This is a genomic window from Kineothrix alysoides, assembly GCF_000732725.1.
Taxonomy (GTDB): domain Bacteria; phylum Bacillota; class Clostridia; order Lachnospirales; family Lachnospiraceae; genus Kineothrix; species Kineothrix alysoides.
In genome coordinates this window covers 209,423-226,555 of sequence record NZ_JPNB01000002.1, presented here as the reverse complement: position 1 = coordinate 226,555, position 17,133 = coordinate 209,423, and the positions used below count along the sequence as shown (strand labels likewise).

The following is a 17,133-nucleotide window of genomic DNA, read 5'->3' as shown; positions in this document are numbered from 1 at the left end:
GGATTGCTTTATGAATAACGTATTGATCATTGTTCCCGCATTTAACGAGGAAGCGAATATGACGGCTTTGTTCGATCAGCTTTGTAAGCCGGAAATACGCAGCTTCGCCGATATTCTTGTAATCAATGACGCATCCAGGGATATGACGGGGAATATTGCAAAGTCGTACCACGTATCTCTGGTTACCCATGTGTTTAATTTGGGATACGGCTCTGCGCTTCAAGTAGGGTATAAATATGCAGTGCGCCGGGGCTATGAGTATGTCATACAGCTGGATGCTGATGGGCAGCACAATATTTCCAATATTGCCCATATCTATCAATGCCTGACGACGCCTGACGGCGGCGGGAGCCTGCCGGACATCGTCATAGGCTCGCGGTTTGTGGAGGGAAGTGAATCCTTTCATATTTCCGGAATAAAGAGGATGTCCATCAATATGTTTTCATGGCTGATCAAGAGGATGACGGGCAAGAAGATTACGGACCCGACGTCCGGTTTACAGGGACTGAATAGAAAGGCATTCACTTATTATTCTATTTACGGTAACTTTGATTATTTTTATCCGGATGCCAATATGATAATACAGATGCTTCTTTTGGGCTACCGGGTGGAGGAGACTGCCGCCGTCATGCACGAAAGGACGGCAGGAGTGAGCATGCATACCGGCCTTATGAAACAGTTGACCTATATGATGATTATGCCTCTTAGCATTTGGACGGTTTTCATTCGAGTAAGAAGAGGATTACAGAAGTAAGAAGATGTAGAAGTAAGATGATGCAGAAGGGAATTTTCTTATGGAATACAAGGATAAGGTTACGAAATTGAAATGGATTCCGCTTCCCCGAACGGAGAAGGCGGAGGCTTTGCACAATCCATACTGTGGATTTTATTCCATCTACCGTTTTTTTGCTGACAGCAAAATAGAGGCTGTAGAGGGAATTCCTATCGAAGAGGTGCGAGTGGAGCCTTCGAGGCAGCTTTGCCTTGTGGAGATCAACCTTCTGCACTTTAATGAGACTAAGCTGACGGGGGAAGCTTTAGAAGTAGTGCGCATGATTTTTGAACGTTTTGCGAAGCTGGAAAAGCAAATGGTGGTGCGCTTCCTATACGATTGGGAGGGCAAGGGGATATTGAGCGAGCCGAAGGACATTTCTGTTATCATGAACCATATGAGCCAGCTTGCTCCGCTGCTGAAGGAATATACGAAGCATATTTACATTCTTCAAGGTCTCTTTATCGGAAGCTGGGGAGAGATGCACAATTCCCGTTACTTAAGCGAACGTCACATTGCCAGGCTGGCCAGACAGTTATATGAATGTTCGGGGGAAAGCACTCAGATAGCGCTGAGATGTCCCAACTTTTGGCGGACTCTTTTCAAGACCTACCAGCCGTTAGAATGGGTTAACGCGTTCACTGATATTCAGAAGGCGCGGTTTTCCTTATTTAACGACGGCATCATGGCTTCGGACACAGATTTTGGAACCTATGGAAATGTGGGAATGAAAGATTCCAAGTCCTACAGCGAAAAGTGGGTACGAAAAGATGAACTGGAATTCCAGAACCAGCTGTGCCGGTATGTCTCCAATGGAGGCGAGGTCATTAACGAAGGTCCGGGCAACGATGTGGGACCGGCGCTGGAGGGGCTTAGGAAAATGAGGATTTCTTACCTTCACAGTGATTATGATGAAAAGGTACTGAATAAATGGAAGTCTTCTAAGTCAGGGGTAAGTGAGGCTCCGTGGAGGGAGAAAACGGCCTTCGAATACATAGAAGCACATTTGGGATACCGGTTTTCTCTGGAAGAAGCGTCCCTGTCCCTTGTTCCGGATAAAAGCGGAAGGCTTAAGACTGCGGTTAAGATAGTCAATCGGGGCTTCGCTCCCTGCTATCATAAATACGAAGTGAAGTTCGTGATTCGTGACGCTTCGTTTTCCGGGATATACGAATACGAGGTAGATACGGACACTCGCATGTGGATGCCGCAAGAGCTTGTGAGCCTGGAAGCGTTGATTCCTCCGGAGCAGTTTAACCGGAGCAGCTATATTTTATGTATGGGAATTTATGACCCGCGGATGGATAGGGTGATTCAAATAGCCAATACTTTCTCGACGCCGGATCATATGGGGAATTATAAGCTGGGTAATTTTACTGTGGGTTTTTAGGTTACTGTTCATACAGTAGCCTAACACTTGCTGTTAAGCTACGTAAGAACGTGATTTAAGAGATGATTTCTGCTTCGCGGAGCGAATTTAAATGCAGAAATCATGTGTTGCTGAGAACGGAGTGAACAGTAACGTTTTTAGGGAGTTTAGTTCCCGTGTAAAAGTAAAGGAAAAGTTATGTCGGATTTATTACTGAATGTTATCTTAATCGCAAAAAGAAATACTTCGTTAAGCTTTGTCCGGGCGTTGCAAAGTGTCCTCCGCCAGACCTATGCACCTATTAAGGTGCTGGTGGTGGATGCCAATGAGCCCGACAGTTTGTACAGTCTGGGGATGCAGGAGGATTTGATTGATTTTCCGGAGGTAGAGTATGTACGGCTGGACCCCTCTCTTTCGATTGCCGCTATACGCAATCAGATGCTTAGGAGTGCAGAGGGAGAGTATATCGCCTACTTGAGCAGCAATGATATATGGCTTCAGGGTAAGGCGGCATTGCAGATAGCCGGGCTGGAAGCGTCTACGGATGCGGCGGCCTCCTGCAGCGGCGGGATACTCATGGATGAGCGGGGAGCGGAACTGGAAGTAGAGCCTTTGCTGGAACATCCGGAGGAGGATTCCTCGCTATGGCTGATGAACAATCCTGCGAGGAGTCCGGGGCAGGTCATTTACAGAAGAGCGGTGGTGCTGGAAGAGGGTGGCTTTGATGAGCAGTTTGTCAACTTTTGTGACGGAGATATGCTGCTTCGGCTAAGCCGCAGGAAAAAGGTTCTGTTTCCTGCCGATTCCTTGTGTGAATGCCGGATTACGTCTGTCGACGAAGACTACGACTGGAATGATTTTACGGATGGACAAAAGATTCTGTATAAATATACGGAGATTTTTGTGGTAAATAGGCGTATGGCTCAGAATTTTTATGGGCGTATGCTCTTTCTTGCCAGAATTAATTATATGTGGCTGAACTATTTCATCTATATTTATATGTACTTTGTCAAGTCGCCGGCACGCTCGGTCTGGATGTTTTTCAAAAAGACAGCAAAGAATATTTATTATACGGTGAAATGGAATAGGCGCGCTGTCTCTATGCTGTTCGGGAAGCTTCGTTTGAACCGGGATATCCGCATGATTCAAAAAGGGAAGCTGGAAAAGGTAAAAGCGCTGAAGGTTCCTTATGAGCCGGAGGCGGATAAAGAAATACCGCTTGAGTTTTCCTCCGCCCGTGAATATAATGAGAAGAAGTCTCTCGATTTTTGCTTCAATAAAAAGCTTAAAAGTATCGTCATTCCCGAATATGTGACAGTAATTAAGAAAGGCATGTTCTATGGCTGTGACAACCTGGTCAGCGTGGAAATACCTAATACAGTACTGGAAATTCAGTCCTACGCTTTTTATCAATGCCAAAATCTGCGCCATGTCACCTTTAAAGAAGGAAGTCGTCTGGGTAAAATAGGAAACTATGCCTTTACGGGCTGCCGCCTGTTAAAAACGATGAGCCTGCCTTCCAATATTGTGCAAATCGGCAGATATGCCTTTGCCGAATGCTGTTCTCTAAGGCAGCTATCCTTTACCTACCTGCATCGCGGGGAGGAAAGGGCGAACCATTTATATCCCACCGCAATAAGCAAGCTTCCCCGCTATGCGTTTTTGGGATGTACCGGCTTGCTGTCGGTGGAATTCGGTGTGAACAGCATATTGGAGACGATAGAAAATGGTGTTTTTCTAGGCTGCTTAGGACTGCAGAATGTGGTTCTGACCGGAAGGGTAAAAGCGGTGGGAAGCTATGTCTTCGCCTATTGCAGGGAGTTGGAGACGGTGGCCATTCCACAGATCGATGCGCTGAAAAGCATAGGAAAGTGTGCGTTCATGCACTGTGAGTCGCTGGATTATTTTCTGTTTCCGAACCAAATCGAGCGGATTCCTATACGGACTTTTTATGGCTGCCAAAGCTTAAAGCTCGTCAAGATACCTAAGAAGGTGCTTTCCATTAATCACCAGGCTTTTGCGAAATGTACCTCGCTTACTAATGCAATTATAATGTCAGGAGATACCTCTATCTCGCCTACGGCCTTCGACAGGCATACGCAGGTGCGGATTCCCGAAATCGAAGGGAATGAGGCTGCTTCTGCCGGCTAAAGGATGTTATCAATGGGTTCACAAGTGAAGAAAAATTATATATACAATGTAATATACCGGCTGTCCATCTGTATTCTGCCGTTGATTGTCACTCCCTATGTGGCTCGTGTGCTGGGGGCGGGACAGGTGGGACTTTATGCCTTTTCCAGTACGGTAGCCTGCTATTTTATTATGTTCGGCAAGCTGGGATTGGATAATTACGGGAATCGCAGCATCGCATCCTGCAGGGATGATATAGAGAAGAGGAGCAAAGTGTTTTGGGGAATCTACGCCATGCAGGCGGTTACCTCTATCATTTCCATTCTCCTTTTCATCCTTCTCATCGTGACGGTTTTTAAAGCGGACAGCGTCGTATATTGGATGCAGCTTATGTATGTGTGCTCCATACTCTTTGACGTTAGCTGGTTCTTTTATGGCATGGAGCGGTTTCGCATCACGATGATTCGGAGCCTGATTTCCAGAACGCTCATTATCATCGGCGTTTTCATATTCGTACATTCGGAAAAGGATTTATGGATTTATACATGTGTGATGAGTGCCTGCTTTTTGTTAGAGCAGCTCCTGCTCGTTCCTTATTTGTACCGGCAGATAAAATGGGTGAGCCTTAAAAAAGAGGATATCACCTGCCATATCGTGCCGAATTTAAAGCTGTTTGTTCCATTGCTGGCACTAAGCAGCTATCATTGGATGGATAAAATCATGCTGGGCGTGATGACGAAGAGTACAGCAATTGTAGCATTTTATACTTATGCCGAGAATATCATTAATCTGCCCAAGGGAATAATGTCCGCTCTGGATACCGTAATGCTTCCGAGAATTTCCAATCTGGTGGCGAACGAGCGGATTGAAGAGGGCATGCGGAAGATGAGGAATGCCATTCGGTTTAACAGCTTTGTGAGTTGTGCACTGTGCTTCGGAATCGCCGGAGTCTCTCCGGTATTCATTCCGTGGTTTTTCGGAGAAGAGTATGTGCCGGCAATCGTGCTGACGATGGAGCTTGCTATGGTCATGATTCCGATGAGCTTGGCGGAGATGGTGCAGACTCAATATTTGATTCCGTTTAAGCGGGAAAATATTTATATCCGTTCGGTAACGCTGGGAGCGGTTACGGATATTGTTCTTAACCTTCTGCTGATTCCGTCCTTTGGCGCTTCGGGTGCGGTAATAGGCACCCTGTGTGCGGAAGTGTTGGTATGTGTTTATCAGATGCACTATATTAAGGACGTCTACCGGCTGGGTCAGCTCGTTAAGATGCTTTTGCCCTTTATGGTCTGCGGGGGGCTGGAGTTTGCGGTGACTTATTTCATGTGCGGACTGAATATTAATCCATTTCTGCTGCTTCCCATGCAGATTCTTGCGGGAGGCGCGGTATACCTGCTTGGCTGCGGCATCTATGTGATATTTATAAGCAAAGAGTACCGGAGTGTGAAGGATATGATCTATAGCCTGAAAGCATAGGGCATAGCCGGTTGTCAGAAAGCCATCGGCTGAATAATAAGGAATTGATAATAAAGGAGGGGATGCAGAAGGTGATCGTCGATACTAATGCTTATATATCGTCTATGATAATGGTTTTGCTAAGCTGTGCGGCTCGTGATTTCCTGATTCCGCTTTTCGTATGGAAAAATCATCTTAAGAACAAAAGCTATGCGTACCGTTTCTGGTTCTGCGTGATTACGCAGGCCAGCCTTCAGATTAATCTCGTACTCCTTCTTGGTTTTTTGGATATATGCAGCAGAGGAACGGTAATCGGCTGCAATATCGTTATTTATCTTCTGATTCTCTGGAACTTTTCGGATAAAAAGCTTTTCCGCCGTCTTAAGGGATGGTCCGACGCTTTCTGGGAAGCATACAGGAACGACAGGTTGGTCAGCTATCTTCTGCGTGAAGCTGCCGGATGGTGGAAGACGTTTATAAGAACGGCAGGCGGCTGGAGGATTTGGCGCTATATGCGGACGCACTGGCTGGAAATTCTCCTTATGGCAGGATTGATCGTATATAATATATGGTTTTTGACTTACAACGTTATGCGGTATCATTGCTATCAGTTCTCCGACATACCGGTACACCAGTCTTGGATTTATGAGCTGGAACAGGGCAATTTGTTTTCTGACGGAATCTATCCCTTCGGAATGCATGCCATGACATACATCATACGGGTGCTGTTTGGCCTGAACCTGCGTGAGATACTGCTCTATGCAGGAGCCTATCAGACGGTTCTGCTCTTCATCGGATTATTTATTCTGGCGAAGGAAATTTTCTATGGGAAATACACTCCGGTTACAGTAGTCGTGATTATCAGCTTGATGCTGAATCAGGGCCGCTACGCAGCTTCCCTTCCGCAGGAGGCAGGGATGTATGCGGTAGTAGGAATCGCTTATTTCATGATCAGGTATTTGCACGGAGATAGAAAAAAGTTCGTAATTGAAGGAGATTCCCGTTTTCGCAGAGTATTCCGTGCGGGCTGCTATATCAATCGAAGATATATCCGCTCTGAGGAGATTCTCTTAATGCTCTGCATAGGTCTGGTCATTGCATATCATTTTTATACGGCAATTGCTGCAATCTTCCTCGTGGCGGCGATAGGTATCGCCTATATTCCGAAGATATTTAAAAAGCAGTATTTTATTCCCTTATTGTTCTGCGGTATCATGGGAGCGTTCATCGCAGTGCTTCCCATGGGGGCTTGTCTGGCAAAAGGAATCCCGTTTCAGGAATCCATGGCTTGGGCTACCAGCGTTATGACAGGAGAGGAATGGGTGGGCAGCGATCCCGATTACCAATCGGAGCTGGCACAAGCGCTTGATAGGGGCGATATAGGAGGCTCCTTGGACGCCGATCAGGAGGCAGAGGAGGAAACGCAAAAGGTGGAGGTAGATTACTCCTCCATGACACCGATTGAAATTCTCCGGTTTTATTCCAATGCGCTGATAAATTTCGGTATTCTTGCCATGTTCGGTTATGCTGCAATTCGGCTGATGTTCCTTTGCATGCTGTCTGGAGCTGTCTGCGCAGTGCTCTTCATGCTGCGTAAGAAGACGAGATGCTATGGACACGATTACATGGCGATGATTATTAACATGATTATCCTCTGTACAATGGGAGCAGCTCAGCAATTAGGGCTGATGGAGCTGATAGCGGCAGCGAGAGCCTCTACTTTTGCGGAACCCTTCATCGGATTCATTTATATGCTCCCGGTAGATTTTGCTTTTCGTGTCTTGGGGGGCTGGAAGAATAAGTATTATCAGGCCGTTTTAAATGTGATTTCGGCAGCGGTCTGCATAGGGACGACTTATATGATCATTACCTTGGGCTGGTACCATTCCTTTTTCGAGATCAACCAGGCGTATTATAACGAGTCGGAATATCTGCTTAGAAATATAAAGAAGTCCTATGAAAAAAATACCTTTACCATCGTATCGCCCACGGACGAATATTATGATGTGTTGGATTACGGCCGGCATACCCAGCTTTCAGAGTTTATCAACATGGTAAATGGGAAGCAGGAGGCATTTACCTTCCCTACGGAGTATGTTTTCTTCTTCATAGAAAAAAAGGTCTTGCAGGACTACTTTTACGGGCCGGTAAACGTCGATTTGAAATATGCAGCGATGGACTTCGTATATTTCGCCAATACACAGGATTATTATTTCGAAAGGGCGACGATAGAGTCTCAGGCATATTACTGGGCGCTGAAATTTAAACAGATATATCCCCGCAACTTCAAGGTGTATTACGAGGATGATATTTATGTCGCTTATATCATGAAACAGAATCCTTACAGTCCTTATGACCTGCAGGTAGATTATTTGTCGGATTATACGGATGAGATAGAGACGAACGGGTGGTAAAAATGGGCGAAACATGGGAAGGAAACAAAAAATATGACAGATGAAAAAAAATTATGCGTCGCATATGCGGCCGATGATAACTATGCAAAATATCTGGGAATTTCCATGCTGTCCTTATTTCGCTCGAATGAGGAATTTGAGGAAATAGAAGTTTTTGTGCTGGACTGCGGAATTTTAAAGGAAAATAAGAACAAGCTGGAATCCATTTCCGGGCAGTATGACAGAACAATCATCTTCATTTCCATGGAGGAGGCGGTATCCGGCCTGGACCTGCGCATGGGAGCCAGAAAAATATCTGTCGCGTCCTATGCGAGGCTGTTTCTCGCATCTATTCTGCCAAAGAGTTGTACGAGGGTGTTGTATTTGGACTGCGACACTATCGTGCGGGGGAAGGTAGATGAATTCTGGAATGCGGATATGGAGGAATATTTGGTAGCCGGAGTGAGGGATACGGTGGACAGCTTTTTCCTGAAAAAAATAGGGCTGGATGAGGACGAGTATTATGTAAATGCCGGAATTTTGCTGATAGATCTGGAGGGCTGGAGAAAAGAGGAACTGGAGCAGCGCTTTATAGCATTCATCCGGAAGTTTGAGGGTAATGTGCCGCATCACGATCAAGGCACCATCAACGGCGTATGCAGAGCGCGGAAGCTGGCAGTAAAGCCAGGCTTCAATGCGACGTCGAATATTTATTCCTTTTCGGCAAAGACCATACGGCGTATTTATTTCATGGACAATTTCTACTCTCAGGAAGAACTTGACAAGGCGAAGAGCGATCCGGCGATTCTTCATTTTACTACCGGTTTGGTAGGAAGGCCGTGGGAGGAGAACTGCATTCATCCGATGAAGGAGGAATATCTTAAAGCGGCAGCGCTCTCCCCGTGGAAGGAGGATTCGCTTCTGCCGGACAGCAGGAAATTTTCTGTAAAAGCGTTCTCGTGGTTTTACCGTCATATGCCTCTGCTTCTCTCTGAGGCGGCGTACCGGTCCGTCTGCTGGCTGACTCATATGAGAGAGTAGGCATAAATCATTGGTAAGACCGGGTAAAAGAGTATAAATATACAATTATTAAATTTTTATAACATATTTTGCAAACCGATGACCAAAAAACGTATATATGTTATAATGAAAAAGCCTTAAAGGGTGTATACATGTATGCCAATAGGGCAAAATAGATGAAGGAACGAACATAAAAACACGAACAAAAAGACAGGAGGATGTTTAGGTATGATAAAAGCAGAAATTTTGAAAAAAGAAATTTTGTCACAGTACAAGAGTGTACGGCAGTTTGCAATTGAAATGCAGATTCCGTATAGCACTTTGGTCACGGCTCTGGATAGAGGAATTGAAGGAATGGCATATGGAACAGTAATTAAGATGTGCGATAAGCTGAATCTTAATCCGGTAGATTTTTCCTCTCTCGAAAAAGGGGCGGTGCTCGGTGAGAAGATTCTGGAGAATCGTGTTATGCAGTATTATGTGAAGCTGAATAAGACGGGGCGCAAGAAGGTTCTCGAGCTGATGGAGGACTACGTGCAGTTAGATAAATATCAGATGAAAGAGTAAAAGGCTTCAGCTTGGCCTGTGAGGAAATTTTATGCATTACGATTACTTGGTAGTAGGCGCCGGCCTATTCGGGGCTGTATTCGCCTGTGAGATGAAAAAGCATGGGAAAACGTGTCTGGTCATCGATAAGAGGGAGCATATTGCCGGAAACATTTATACGGAAAAGGTACTGGGGATTAATGTTCATAAATACGGAGCCCATATTTTTCACACATCCGATAAAAGAGTGTGGGATTATGTAAACCAATACGCCGAATTTAACAGGTTTGTGAATTCGCCGGTGGCAGTATATAAGGATGAATTATACAACCTTCCGTTTAACATGAATACGTTCAGCAAGATGTGGGGAGTACGGACGCCAGCGCAGGCTAAGGAGAAAATCGAATCCCAGATTGCCGGCTTGGACATTGGACAGCCTTCGAATCTGGAGGAACAGGCTTTATCGCTGGTAGGACAAGATGTGTATGAAAAGCTGATCAAGGGCTATACCGAAAAGCAATGGGGCAAGGACTGCAAGGATTTGCCGGCATTTATTATCAAGAGACTTCCTCTTAGGTTTACCTTCGACAACAACTATTTTAACGATTTATATCAGGGAATTCCTGTGGGCGGCTATACGGCAATTATAGAAAAGCTCCTAGAGGGAATCGATGTTCGTACCGGTACGCAGTATAGGGCATTTCTGAAAGAAAATGAGTTATCGAAGGAGGTTTCTTTTGGGAAGGTACTTTATACGGGCATGATCGATGAGTATTATGATTATTGTCTGGGCACGTTGGAATACCGTTCCCTGCGTTTTGAAGAAGAGGCACTTTCCGATTGTGATAATTATCAGGGAAATGCGGTAGTCAATTATACAGAAAGGGAGGTTCCGTATACGAGAATTATCGAGCACAAGCATTTCGAGTTCGGTACTCAGCAAGGAACCGTCATTACAAGGGAGTATCCAGCGGAGTGGAAGCCGCAGGATGAGCCCTATTATCCGGTAAACGATGCGAGAAACGATGAGCTGTTCAGACGATATGAAGAGCTGGCTCGCCAGGAAGAAAGCGTGTTATTCGGAGGCCGTTTGGGACAGTATAAATATTATGACATGGATAAGGTAATCGTTCAGGCGCTTTCTATGGCAGAGGAACAACTGCAAGACAGCAGAGCTTGAATGTGAGATAGCAATAAAGTTCAAAAAAGGGATAATTATCGGAAGAAATACTCCGGTAATTATTTTTTTGAGTATAAAAGCAATTGACGGAGCCGGTTGCTCATTGCTTTCGTAAGGGCTGCGTGGACTGCCCCTGTATTACGATAGGAAGGGTGGTATAGCTTTGCACCAGTAAAGAAGGATTCTTCAGTTTTCTTAAGATGGTGGCTCCTGCCTGTACTCCCATATCGTAGACGTTGATGTCGATTACCGTAGGCTTGGGAGATAGGATGCCGGAATAGGGATACGTGTCGAAAACAAGCAGGGCAACTTCTTCGGGGACCTTAAGCTTCAGTTTTTCCACCGCTTTTATTACACCCAGCGCAATGGTATTGTTTTCACAGACGATTGCTTGTGGAGGACGATGGGAGATGAGCATGGAACAGGCGGCCTCACAGCTCTCGGGAATGGAAGAATCGGTATAACCGATATGTATGTCGGGAATATGGTAGCCGTATTCGTACATCCCGCCGATAAAGCCTTTTTGCCGCTGCATGGAAATATAGTCAGTTTTTCTGCCTCCTATAAAGGCAACATCCTTGTAGCCGCAGGAAATCATATGCTTTGCCGCAAATTGTCCGGCAAGGCCGTGATTGGTATCGATCCAGCAAAGGCTGCTTTCGAAGCCGGGGTGCCCTATGATGATGTGAGGGTAGTTCTGCTGCGTTATCGATTTGGAAAGCTCCTTAGTCACTGCAGAGCCATGTATGATCAGGCCGTCGGCGCATTTTCCTTCAATCACATTATGTACGCTTTCACCGGGATAGGCTTCGTCAGAGATGTCGACCAGAGCCAAAGTGTAATTATGCTTGGTCAGCTCCTTGTGCACGCCGCACATAATGTCGAACATATGCGGATTGCGGTACGCCTCGTCCTTGCCGAGAGAGGTGAGGTATACGATATTCCGGGTGGACTTTCTGGCGAAGCTGACGGCCCTGGCATTGGGAGTATAGTTTAATTTGGCGATAGCTGCATTGACGCGGGCGGTGGTTTCCGGAGAAATGGTGGTCCAGTGGTTCAGCACCTTGGAGACAGTAGATGTGGAAATACCGGCTTCTTTAGCGACGTCATTGATCGTGACTGGCATAGGATACACGCTCCTTTAAAATTATTTACAAAATTAATGTTATAGTATAGCGTTTTCCTAACAAAGTCAAACAAATTACACAAAAAACTATTGTGGACAAAAGGATAAAATGGTAGAAATAACTTAAACAATTGTTGAAATACATAGCAAATAAAATGTGTTTAGGAAAATTTTCCAAGAAAATATATTTTCAGGCACAACGAAATCAAAGGTAATTGATGTATAAGAAGGGAGCAGCAAAATGAAAAAGAGAATTAGTTTAATCATGTGCGGTCTGCTTACAGCGGGCGCATTATTCGGCTGCGGAAGCGCGGCTCAGACGCAGACCACTGCAGTGGATGACAGTACGGAGACTAGCGGAGCGGAAGCAGTATCTTCGACCGATGAAAGCACAGAGGCGGCGGAGGCAGAAGAGCAGGCGAGTGCAGAACCGACAGAAATCAAGATTTGGCACGATGCAGATGAGGCAATTATGCAGACGATTGCGGACAATGTAAATGAGGCATTGGCGGATAAACAGATTACCGTCAGCTTCGAGAAAAAGACCGGACTTACCGATCAGCTTAAGCTGTATGGAAATGATGCAGCAAACGGCCCCGATATGTATTTCTACGCTCACGACTCGCTTGGCACTTTCATCGAAATGGGCATCCTCTCTCCCATTGGAGATATGGCGGATGCAAGCGTTATGGGAGATTTGCTTCCGATGACGGTAGAAGCGGGTATCTATGGCGATGAGCAGTATCTTATGCCGGTTTACTTTGAAACACTGCTATTCTTGTATAACAAAGAATTGTGGAATGGAGATGTGCCGTCTTCAACAGAGGATCTGTATAAGTACATGAGTGCGAATACGGATGCGGCAGCAGGTACCTATGCGGTTGTCAATCAACATTCCACCGCGTACAACGTAGCACCTTTTATCAATGCCTTCGGCGGATATATCATAGACAAAGATGGCAATCCCGGACTGAATGTTCAGGAGACGAAGGACGCTATCGAGTATAACAAGAAATTTGCTGCGTTACAGGCGGACGGAGATTATAATACGGTAACTACTCTGTTCAATGAGAAAAAAGCGGCAGCAATTATCGGAGGCCCCTGGCTCATCTCGGGAATCAAAGACGCGGGCATCGATTTGGGAATAAAATCACTTTCCGATTTCACTTTACCGAACGGAAAGGGCCTGGCGCCTTATTCCGGCGTTCAGGGAATCGGCGTATTGAAGCATGCGGCGGAGAATAAGAAGGGGGCAGTAGCTGAGGTGCTGCGGGCGGTAGCAGCTCCGGAAGTAGGAATTGCCCTTGCCAACAATTTCAATTGTGCTCCTGCGAATGTCAAGGCCTATGAGGATGCAGATGTGGCCTCCAACGAAATGATTATGGCGATGAAGACCACGGCGGACACGGCGCAGCCTATGCCTAACATTCCTCAGATGAGCGTGATGTGGGATCCGGCAGAAAAACTTCTTGCGGCGGTGAACAAATCCGGTGAGGATGTGAATACGGCGGCTGAGGAATTCGAGAAGCAGGCGGAGACCGCGATTGCAGATATGCAGTAAGAAATGAGGTTACTGTTCAGCCGAAGGCTGCATAGTAACGAAATGAGGAAGAAATAGAGGATTAAATATGAGAAGAAGTAATAAAATGCTGCCCTGGCTCTACAGCCTGCCTGCTCTTATGCTGGTGGGGATGATCATCGTATTTCCGATTTTATACACGGGATACATTTCGCTTACCAATATGAACCTGTTTCATTGGTTCGATTTCGAAATCATAGGCCTTTCGAATTACGCAAGGGCCTTGCTTAAGCTGGATGCAGGATTTCTATCCGCTCTGCTTACGACGATTTTGTGGACAGTGGTAAACATCGTGCTTCAGGTCTTGCTGGCTTACTTCATTGCATTGGCGCTCAATGCGCAGGGGCTGAAGCTCAGCCGCCTTTACAAAACGCTTCTCATGTTTCCGTGGGCGATGCCGGCATATGTTTCCATACTTCTTTGGAGAGTAGGAATGTACAATACGGAATTTGGACTGCTGAATAAGCTTCTGGCAGCCATGGGACTGGAAAAGGTAAACTTTTTATCCGAAAATGTGCCGGCATTTATATCCTGCCTCGCCTTGAATCTGTGGATGGCGCTGCCGTTTATGATCATGATGATAGACGGCGCGCTGCAAAGTATCGACAAGAGCTATTACGAAAGCGCTCAGTTAGATGGTGCGGGATTTCTGGCCAAGAATATTTATATAACAGTTCCGGCGCTTAGGGGAATCATTGCACCGGCGGTCATCATGACCACGTTTACGACCTTTAAGCAATTCGACATCGTGTATCTTCTGACGATGCAAAAGGGGGCGCTGTCGGGGGCGACCTTGCAGACGATTATTACGTATGCCCACCAAAATGCGTTTGTATCGAATAACTATGGTTTATCTTCGGCGGTTTCTATCATAATCTTCATGCTGATTATATGTTTTTCGATGGGAACGAACAAGGGACTGAAAGAAGAGGACTAGAGGGCTGCTATGAAGCCGCAGGCTGAATAGTAATAGTAAAGGAGCTTGGTTATGAAGAGAACGAACCGCAGGAAAATAAAGACAAAATTAAAGCTGGCTGTATTGAATTTATTGCTGATTACATTATGCTTTCTGGGACTGGTACCGATTTTATACGCGCTTTCCCTATCCTTAAGCGGAAGCGGCGGCGCGCTGTCGGCCGGGCTTACCCTTTGGCCGGAGAAGGTGACCATAGAAAATTACATAAAAATTATTACAGAGGAGCCGTTTTTTATATGGCTGTCCAACTCGGTGATTTTAAGCGCAGCGACCATGGTAGTTGCCATCGGTTTTGCAGTCGTGGCCTCTTATGCTTTTTCCAGGTTCCGGTTCAAGGGACGGAAGGGGATTTTAAAGCTATTGCTTGTGCTGAACGCATTTCCCCAAATTCTCTCCATGTTCGCCATATTCCGTTTGTTTAAAACAATGGAGATGCTGGATTCAAAAATAGGACTTGTTATTGTCTATGCCGGAAGCATGTGCATATTCAGTATTTGGAATATGAAGGGATATTTCGATACCATACCGGTGGAAATAGAGGAGGCATCGAAAATAGACGGAGCGGGAGATTTTCAGCTTTTGTGGAAAATTGTACTGCCGCTTGCAAGGCCTGCAGTCATTGTGACAGCAGTCATGGTGCTTATATTTGTGTGGAATGAGTATTTATTTGCCACCACCTTTTTATTGAACGAAAAAAGCTATACGCTGGCAGGCGGCTTGTATCAGCTCCAGTCCAACGACTACAGCAGGAGCTGGCCATTGTTCTCGGCAGCCTCCATTATGGTGTCGGTGCCGATTCTCGCAGTATTCTTCTGCATTCAGAAATACATGGTGTCGGGGCTTACGGCCGGCGGAGTAAAAGGATGAAAGGAGTAAGTTTACAAAATGAATAAAAGTGCGGTTTTGCATATACCGCTTTCGCAGTATGCCTTTGCTTCCGGTGAGAGGGAGCTGACGGTCAGGATACGTGCCGGAAGGAAAGACCTTACGAAATGTACCCTTTATTATGCCGACAGGGCGTGCAAAAGCGTTCCGATAGAGTTTCAAGGCATACCCATGCAGGCTGCATATTCGGACGAATTATTCGATTATTACGAGAGTGTGATCAAAAGCCCGTATAGCCGGATATGTTATTTCTTTAAATTGGAGAAAGAGGAAGAGTGGACTTATTACTATGCCGACGAATTCAAAAGGGAAATACCGGATATCAAAGTGAACGGACTTTTGATAGATACAAGGAGCGAATATTACCAGTATCCGTTTTTGCTCAAATCGGAGATACTTAAGGAACCGGAATGGTTCAAAAATGCGTTTGTTTATAATATTTTCCCCGATAGCTTTGCAACAGGGAATGAATATATAGAAAAGGCGCCAAAGGAAATCGAAGCGCCCGATAAGTTAAAATGCAAATCCAAGCTGGGCGGAACGCTCAGAGGAATTATGGAAAATCTGGATTATATAAAAGGCATGGGCTTTGACTGTTTATATCTGAACCCGATTTTTCTGGCAGGAGAAAGCCACAAATATGACATCAGGGATTACTTTAAAATCGATCCATGTTTCGGAACGGGTGACGACTTTCGGATGTTGGTGGAGGCGGTGCATGAACGGAATATGTATATAGTGATCGATGGGGTGTTCAACCATTGCAGCTGGGATTTTTTCGCTTTCCGGGATGTGGTGCGGAAAGGGAAGGATTCTCGCTATTGGAAATGGTTCTACTGTCTGGAGGAACCGGTCGTCCGCCCGGAAGGGGAGAAAGAAGAGCCGGGATACGCCTGCTTTGCCTATGAAAGAAAAATGCCGAAGCTGAATACGGCTAACCCGGAGGTCAGAGAATATTTTTGCAATGTCTGCAGTTATTGGATGGAGGAATATGGGATAGACGGATGGCGGCTGGATGTGGCTAACGAGGTGGATAAAGATTTTTGGCGCGGGTTTAGAAGTCAGACGAAGAAGATAAATGGTAATGCGGTCTTAATCGGAGAGGTGTGGGAGAATTCCGAGGTCTGGCTCAGAGGAGATATGTTCGATTCCACTATGAATTATGATTTCAGACGGCATTGCAGAGATTTCTTTGCTCTGAAGAAAATAGAGTCCGGGACCTTTGCAGACCGGATAACTGCCATGTATCTTCGGTATCCGAAGGAAGTGAGCGAGGGACAGCTCAATATTCTTGACAGTCACGATGTTCCCCGTTTCCTGTCCTTGTGCGGAGGAAATGTGAGGCTATGGAAGATGTCAGTATGTTTTTTGATGATGATGCCCGGAGTGCCCTGTCTTTTCTATGGCGATGAGAAAGGGATAGAAGGAATTAGAGAAGAGCAGTACAGACAAGCTATGCCGTGGGAAAGCCATGAGGTTACAGTGGAAAAAACCGGTCTTGAAGAGATGATTGCCGAGCTGGCAGCAATTCGAAAAAAATATATAAAGCCGGAGGATGGATTTCATATTTATGCGGAAGAGAAACGGCTTGTGCTGCATAGAGGAGAAGTGGTAAAGGTTATTTTTGATAGAGAGGAAGAGACATACGCCATACAATTGCGTAATCTATCATAGATGAAGAACACCAAAGGGGCTGAAC

13 protein-coding genes are annotated in these 17,133 nt (G+C 45.7%); 12 read left to right on the top strand and 1 reads right to left on the bottom strand.

Annotation, left to right across the window (positions count from 1 at the left end):
* The first annotated feature begins 10 nt into the window (after positions 1-10).
* The 8 genes from CC90_RS0112050 (at position 11) to glf (ending at position 10,868) form a co-directional block, all read left to right on the top strand.
* On the top strand, positions 11-754 hold the full coding sequence (locus CC90_RS0112050; RefSeq protein ID WP_031391022.1) for a glycosyltransferase family 2 protein: 744 nt from the start codon (positions 11-13) through the stop codon (positions 752-754).
* Between the two features lie 40 nt (positions 755-794).
* Positions 795-2,162 (top strand): DUF4832 domain-containing protein, encoded by a 1,368-nt coding sequence (locus tag CC90_RS0112045; protein ID WP_031391021.1) that lies wholly within the window; start codon positions 795-797, stop codon positions 2,160-2,162.
* 177 nt (positions 2,163-2,339) lie between these two features.
* Positions 2,340-4,292, top strand: coding sequence for a leucine-rich repeat protein (locus CC90_RS0112040; protein ID WP_031391020.1), 1,953 nt, complete (start codon positions 2,340-2,342; stop codon positions 4,290-4,292).
* Between the two features lie 12 nt (positions 4,293-4,304).
* A complete protein-coding gene (locus CC90_RS0112035) occupies positions 4,305-5,750 on the top strand; it encodes a flippase (RefSeq protein WP_051869499.1) in 1,446 nt (481 codons plus the stop codon).
* Between the two features lie 62 nt (positions 5,751-5,812).
* Positions 5,813-8,143, top strand: coding sequence for a hypothetical protein (locus CC90_RS0112030; RefSeq protein WP_031391018.1), 2,331 nt, complete (start codon positions 5,813-5,815; stop codon positions 8,141-8,143).
* Positions 8,144-8,176: 33 nt separating this feature from the next.
* Positions 8,177-9,163 carry a glycosyltransferase family 8 protein gene (locus CC90_RS0112025; RefSeq protein WP_051869497.1) on the top strand — a complete coding sequence of 329 codons (987 nt, stop codon included), beginning with the start codon at positions 8,177-8,179 and terminating at the stop codon, positions 9,161-9,163.
* A gap of 207 nt (positions 9,164-9,370) precedes the next feature.
* On the top strand, positions 9,371-9,709 hold the full coding sequence (locus CC90_RS0112020) for a hypothetical protein (RefSeq protein ID WP_031391016.1): 339 nt from the start codon (positions 9,371-9,373) through the stop codon (positions 9,707-9,709).
* 31 nt (positions 9,710-9,740) lie between these two features.
* Positions 9,741-10,868, top strand: a complete 1,128-nt coding sequence (gene glf, locus CC90_RS0112015; RefSeq protein ID WP_031391015.1) for a UDP-galactopyranose mutase — start codon at positions 9,741-9,743, stop codon at positions 10,866-10,868.
* Between the two features lie 100 nt (positions 10,869-10,968).
* Here the strand turns inward: glf and CC90_RS0112010 are convergent, their stop codons facing one another.
* Positions 10,969-11,994 carry a LacI family DNA-binding transcriptional regulator gene (locus tag CC90_RS0112010; protein ID WP_031391014.1) on the bottom strand — a complete coding sequence of 342 codons (1,026 nt, stop codon included), beginning with the start codon at positions 11,992-11,994 and terminating at the stop codon, positions 10,969-10,971.
* 241 nt (positions 11,995-12,235) lie between these two features.
* Here CC90_RS0112010 and CC90_RS0112005 point away from each other — a divergent pair, with 241 nt between their 5' ends.
* The 4 genes from CC90_RS0112005 (at position 12,236) to CC90_RS0111990 (ending at position 17,108) form a co-directional block, all read left to right on the top strand.
* Complete coding sequence (locus tag CC90_RS0112005; RefSeq protein WP_031391013.1) at positions 12,236-13,555, top strand: extracellular solute-binding protein; 1,320 nt, start codon at positions 12,236-12,238, stop codon at positions 13,553-13,555.
* Between the two features lie 67 nt (positions 13,556-13,622).
* The gene (locus CC90_RS0112000) at positions 13,623-14,510 is read left to right on the top strand and encodes a carbohydrate ABC transporter permease (protein ID WP_031391012.1); all 888 of its coding nucleotides are present in this window, start codon (positions 13,623-13,625) and stop codon (positions 14,508-14,510) included.
* A 51-nt stretch (positions 14,511-14,561) separates the two neighbouring features.
* Positions 14,562-15,416 (top strand): sugar ABC transporter permease, encoded by an 855-nt coding sequence (locus tag CC90_RS0111995; RefSeq protein WP_031391011.1) that lies wholly within the window; start codon positions 14,562-14,564, stop codon positions 15,414-15,416.
* Between the two features lie 18 nt (positions 15,417-15,434).
* On the top strand, positions 15,435-17,108 hold the full coding sequence (locus CC90_RS0111990; RefSeq protein ID WP_051869495.1) for a glycoside hydrolase family 13 protein: 1,674 nt from the start codon (positions 15,435-15,437) through the stop codon (positions 17,106-17,108).
* Positions 17,109-17,133 lie beyond the last annotated feature (25 nt).

What these genes read in the sequence shown, in the direction of transcription:
- CC90_RS0111995 (WP_031391011.1), top strand. Translation starts at nt 14,562, where the DNA reads ATGAAGAGAACGAACCGCAGGAAAATAAAGACAAAATTAAAGCTGGCT.
- CC90_RS0112030 (WP_031391018.1), top strand. Translation starts at nt 5,813, where the DNA reads ATGCAGAAGGTGATCGTCGATACTAATGCTTATATATCGTCTATGATA.
- CC90_RS0112025 (WP_051869497.1), top strand. Translation starts at nt 8,177, where the DNA reads ATGACAGATGAAAAAAAATTATGCGTCGCATATGCGGCCGATGATAAC.
- CC90_RS0112000 (WP_031391012.1), top strand. Translation starts at nt 13,623, where the DNA reads ATGAGAAGAAGTAATAAAATGCTGCCCTGGCTCTACAGCCTGCCTGCT.
- glf (WP_031391015.1), top strand. Translation starts at nt 9,741, where the DNA reads ATGCATTACGATTACTTGGTAGTAGGCGCCGGCCTATTCGGGGCTGTA.
- CC90_RS0112005 (WP_031391013.1), top strand. Translation starts at nt 12,236, where the DNA reads ATGAAAAAGAGAATTAGTTTAATCATGTGCGGTCTGCTTACAGCGGGC.
- CC90_RS0112040 (WP_031391020.1), top strand. Translation starts at nt 2,340, where the DNA reads ATGTCGGATTTATTACTGAATGTTATCTTAATCGCAAAAAGAAATACT.
- CC90_RS0112045 (WP_031391021.1), top strand. Translation starts at nt 795, where the DNA reads ATGGAATACAAGGATAAGGTTACGAAATTGAAATGGATTCCGCTTCCC.
- CC90_RS0112035 (WP_051869499.1), top strand. Translation starts at nt 4,305, where the DNA reads ATGGGTTCACAAGTGAAGAAAAATTATATATACAATGTAATATACCGG.
- CC90_RS0112050 (WP_031391022.1), top strand. Translation starts at nt 11, where the DNA reads ATGAATAACGTATTGATCATTGTTCCCGCATTTAACGAGGAAGCGAAT.
- CC90_RS0111990 (WP_051869495.1), top strand. Translation starts at nt 15,435, where the DNA reads ATGAATAAAAGTGCGGTTTTGCATATACCGCTTTCGCAGTATGCCTTT.
- CC90_RS0112020 (WP_031391016.1), top strand. Translation starts at nt 9,371, where the DNA reads ATGATAAAAGCAGAAATTTTGAAAAAAGAAATTTTGTCACAGTACAAG.
- CC90_RS0112010 (WP_031391014.1), bottom strand. Translation starts at nt 11,994, where the DNA reads ATGCCAGTCACGATCAATGACGTCGCTAAAGAAGCCGGTATTTCCACA.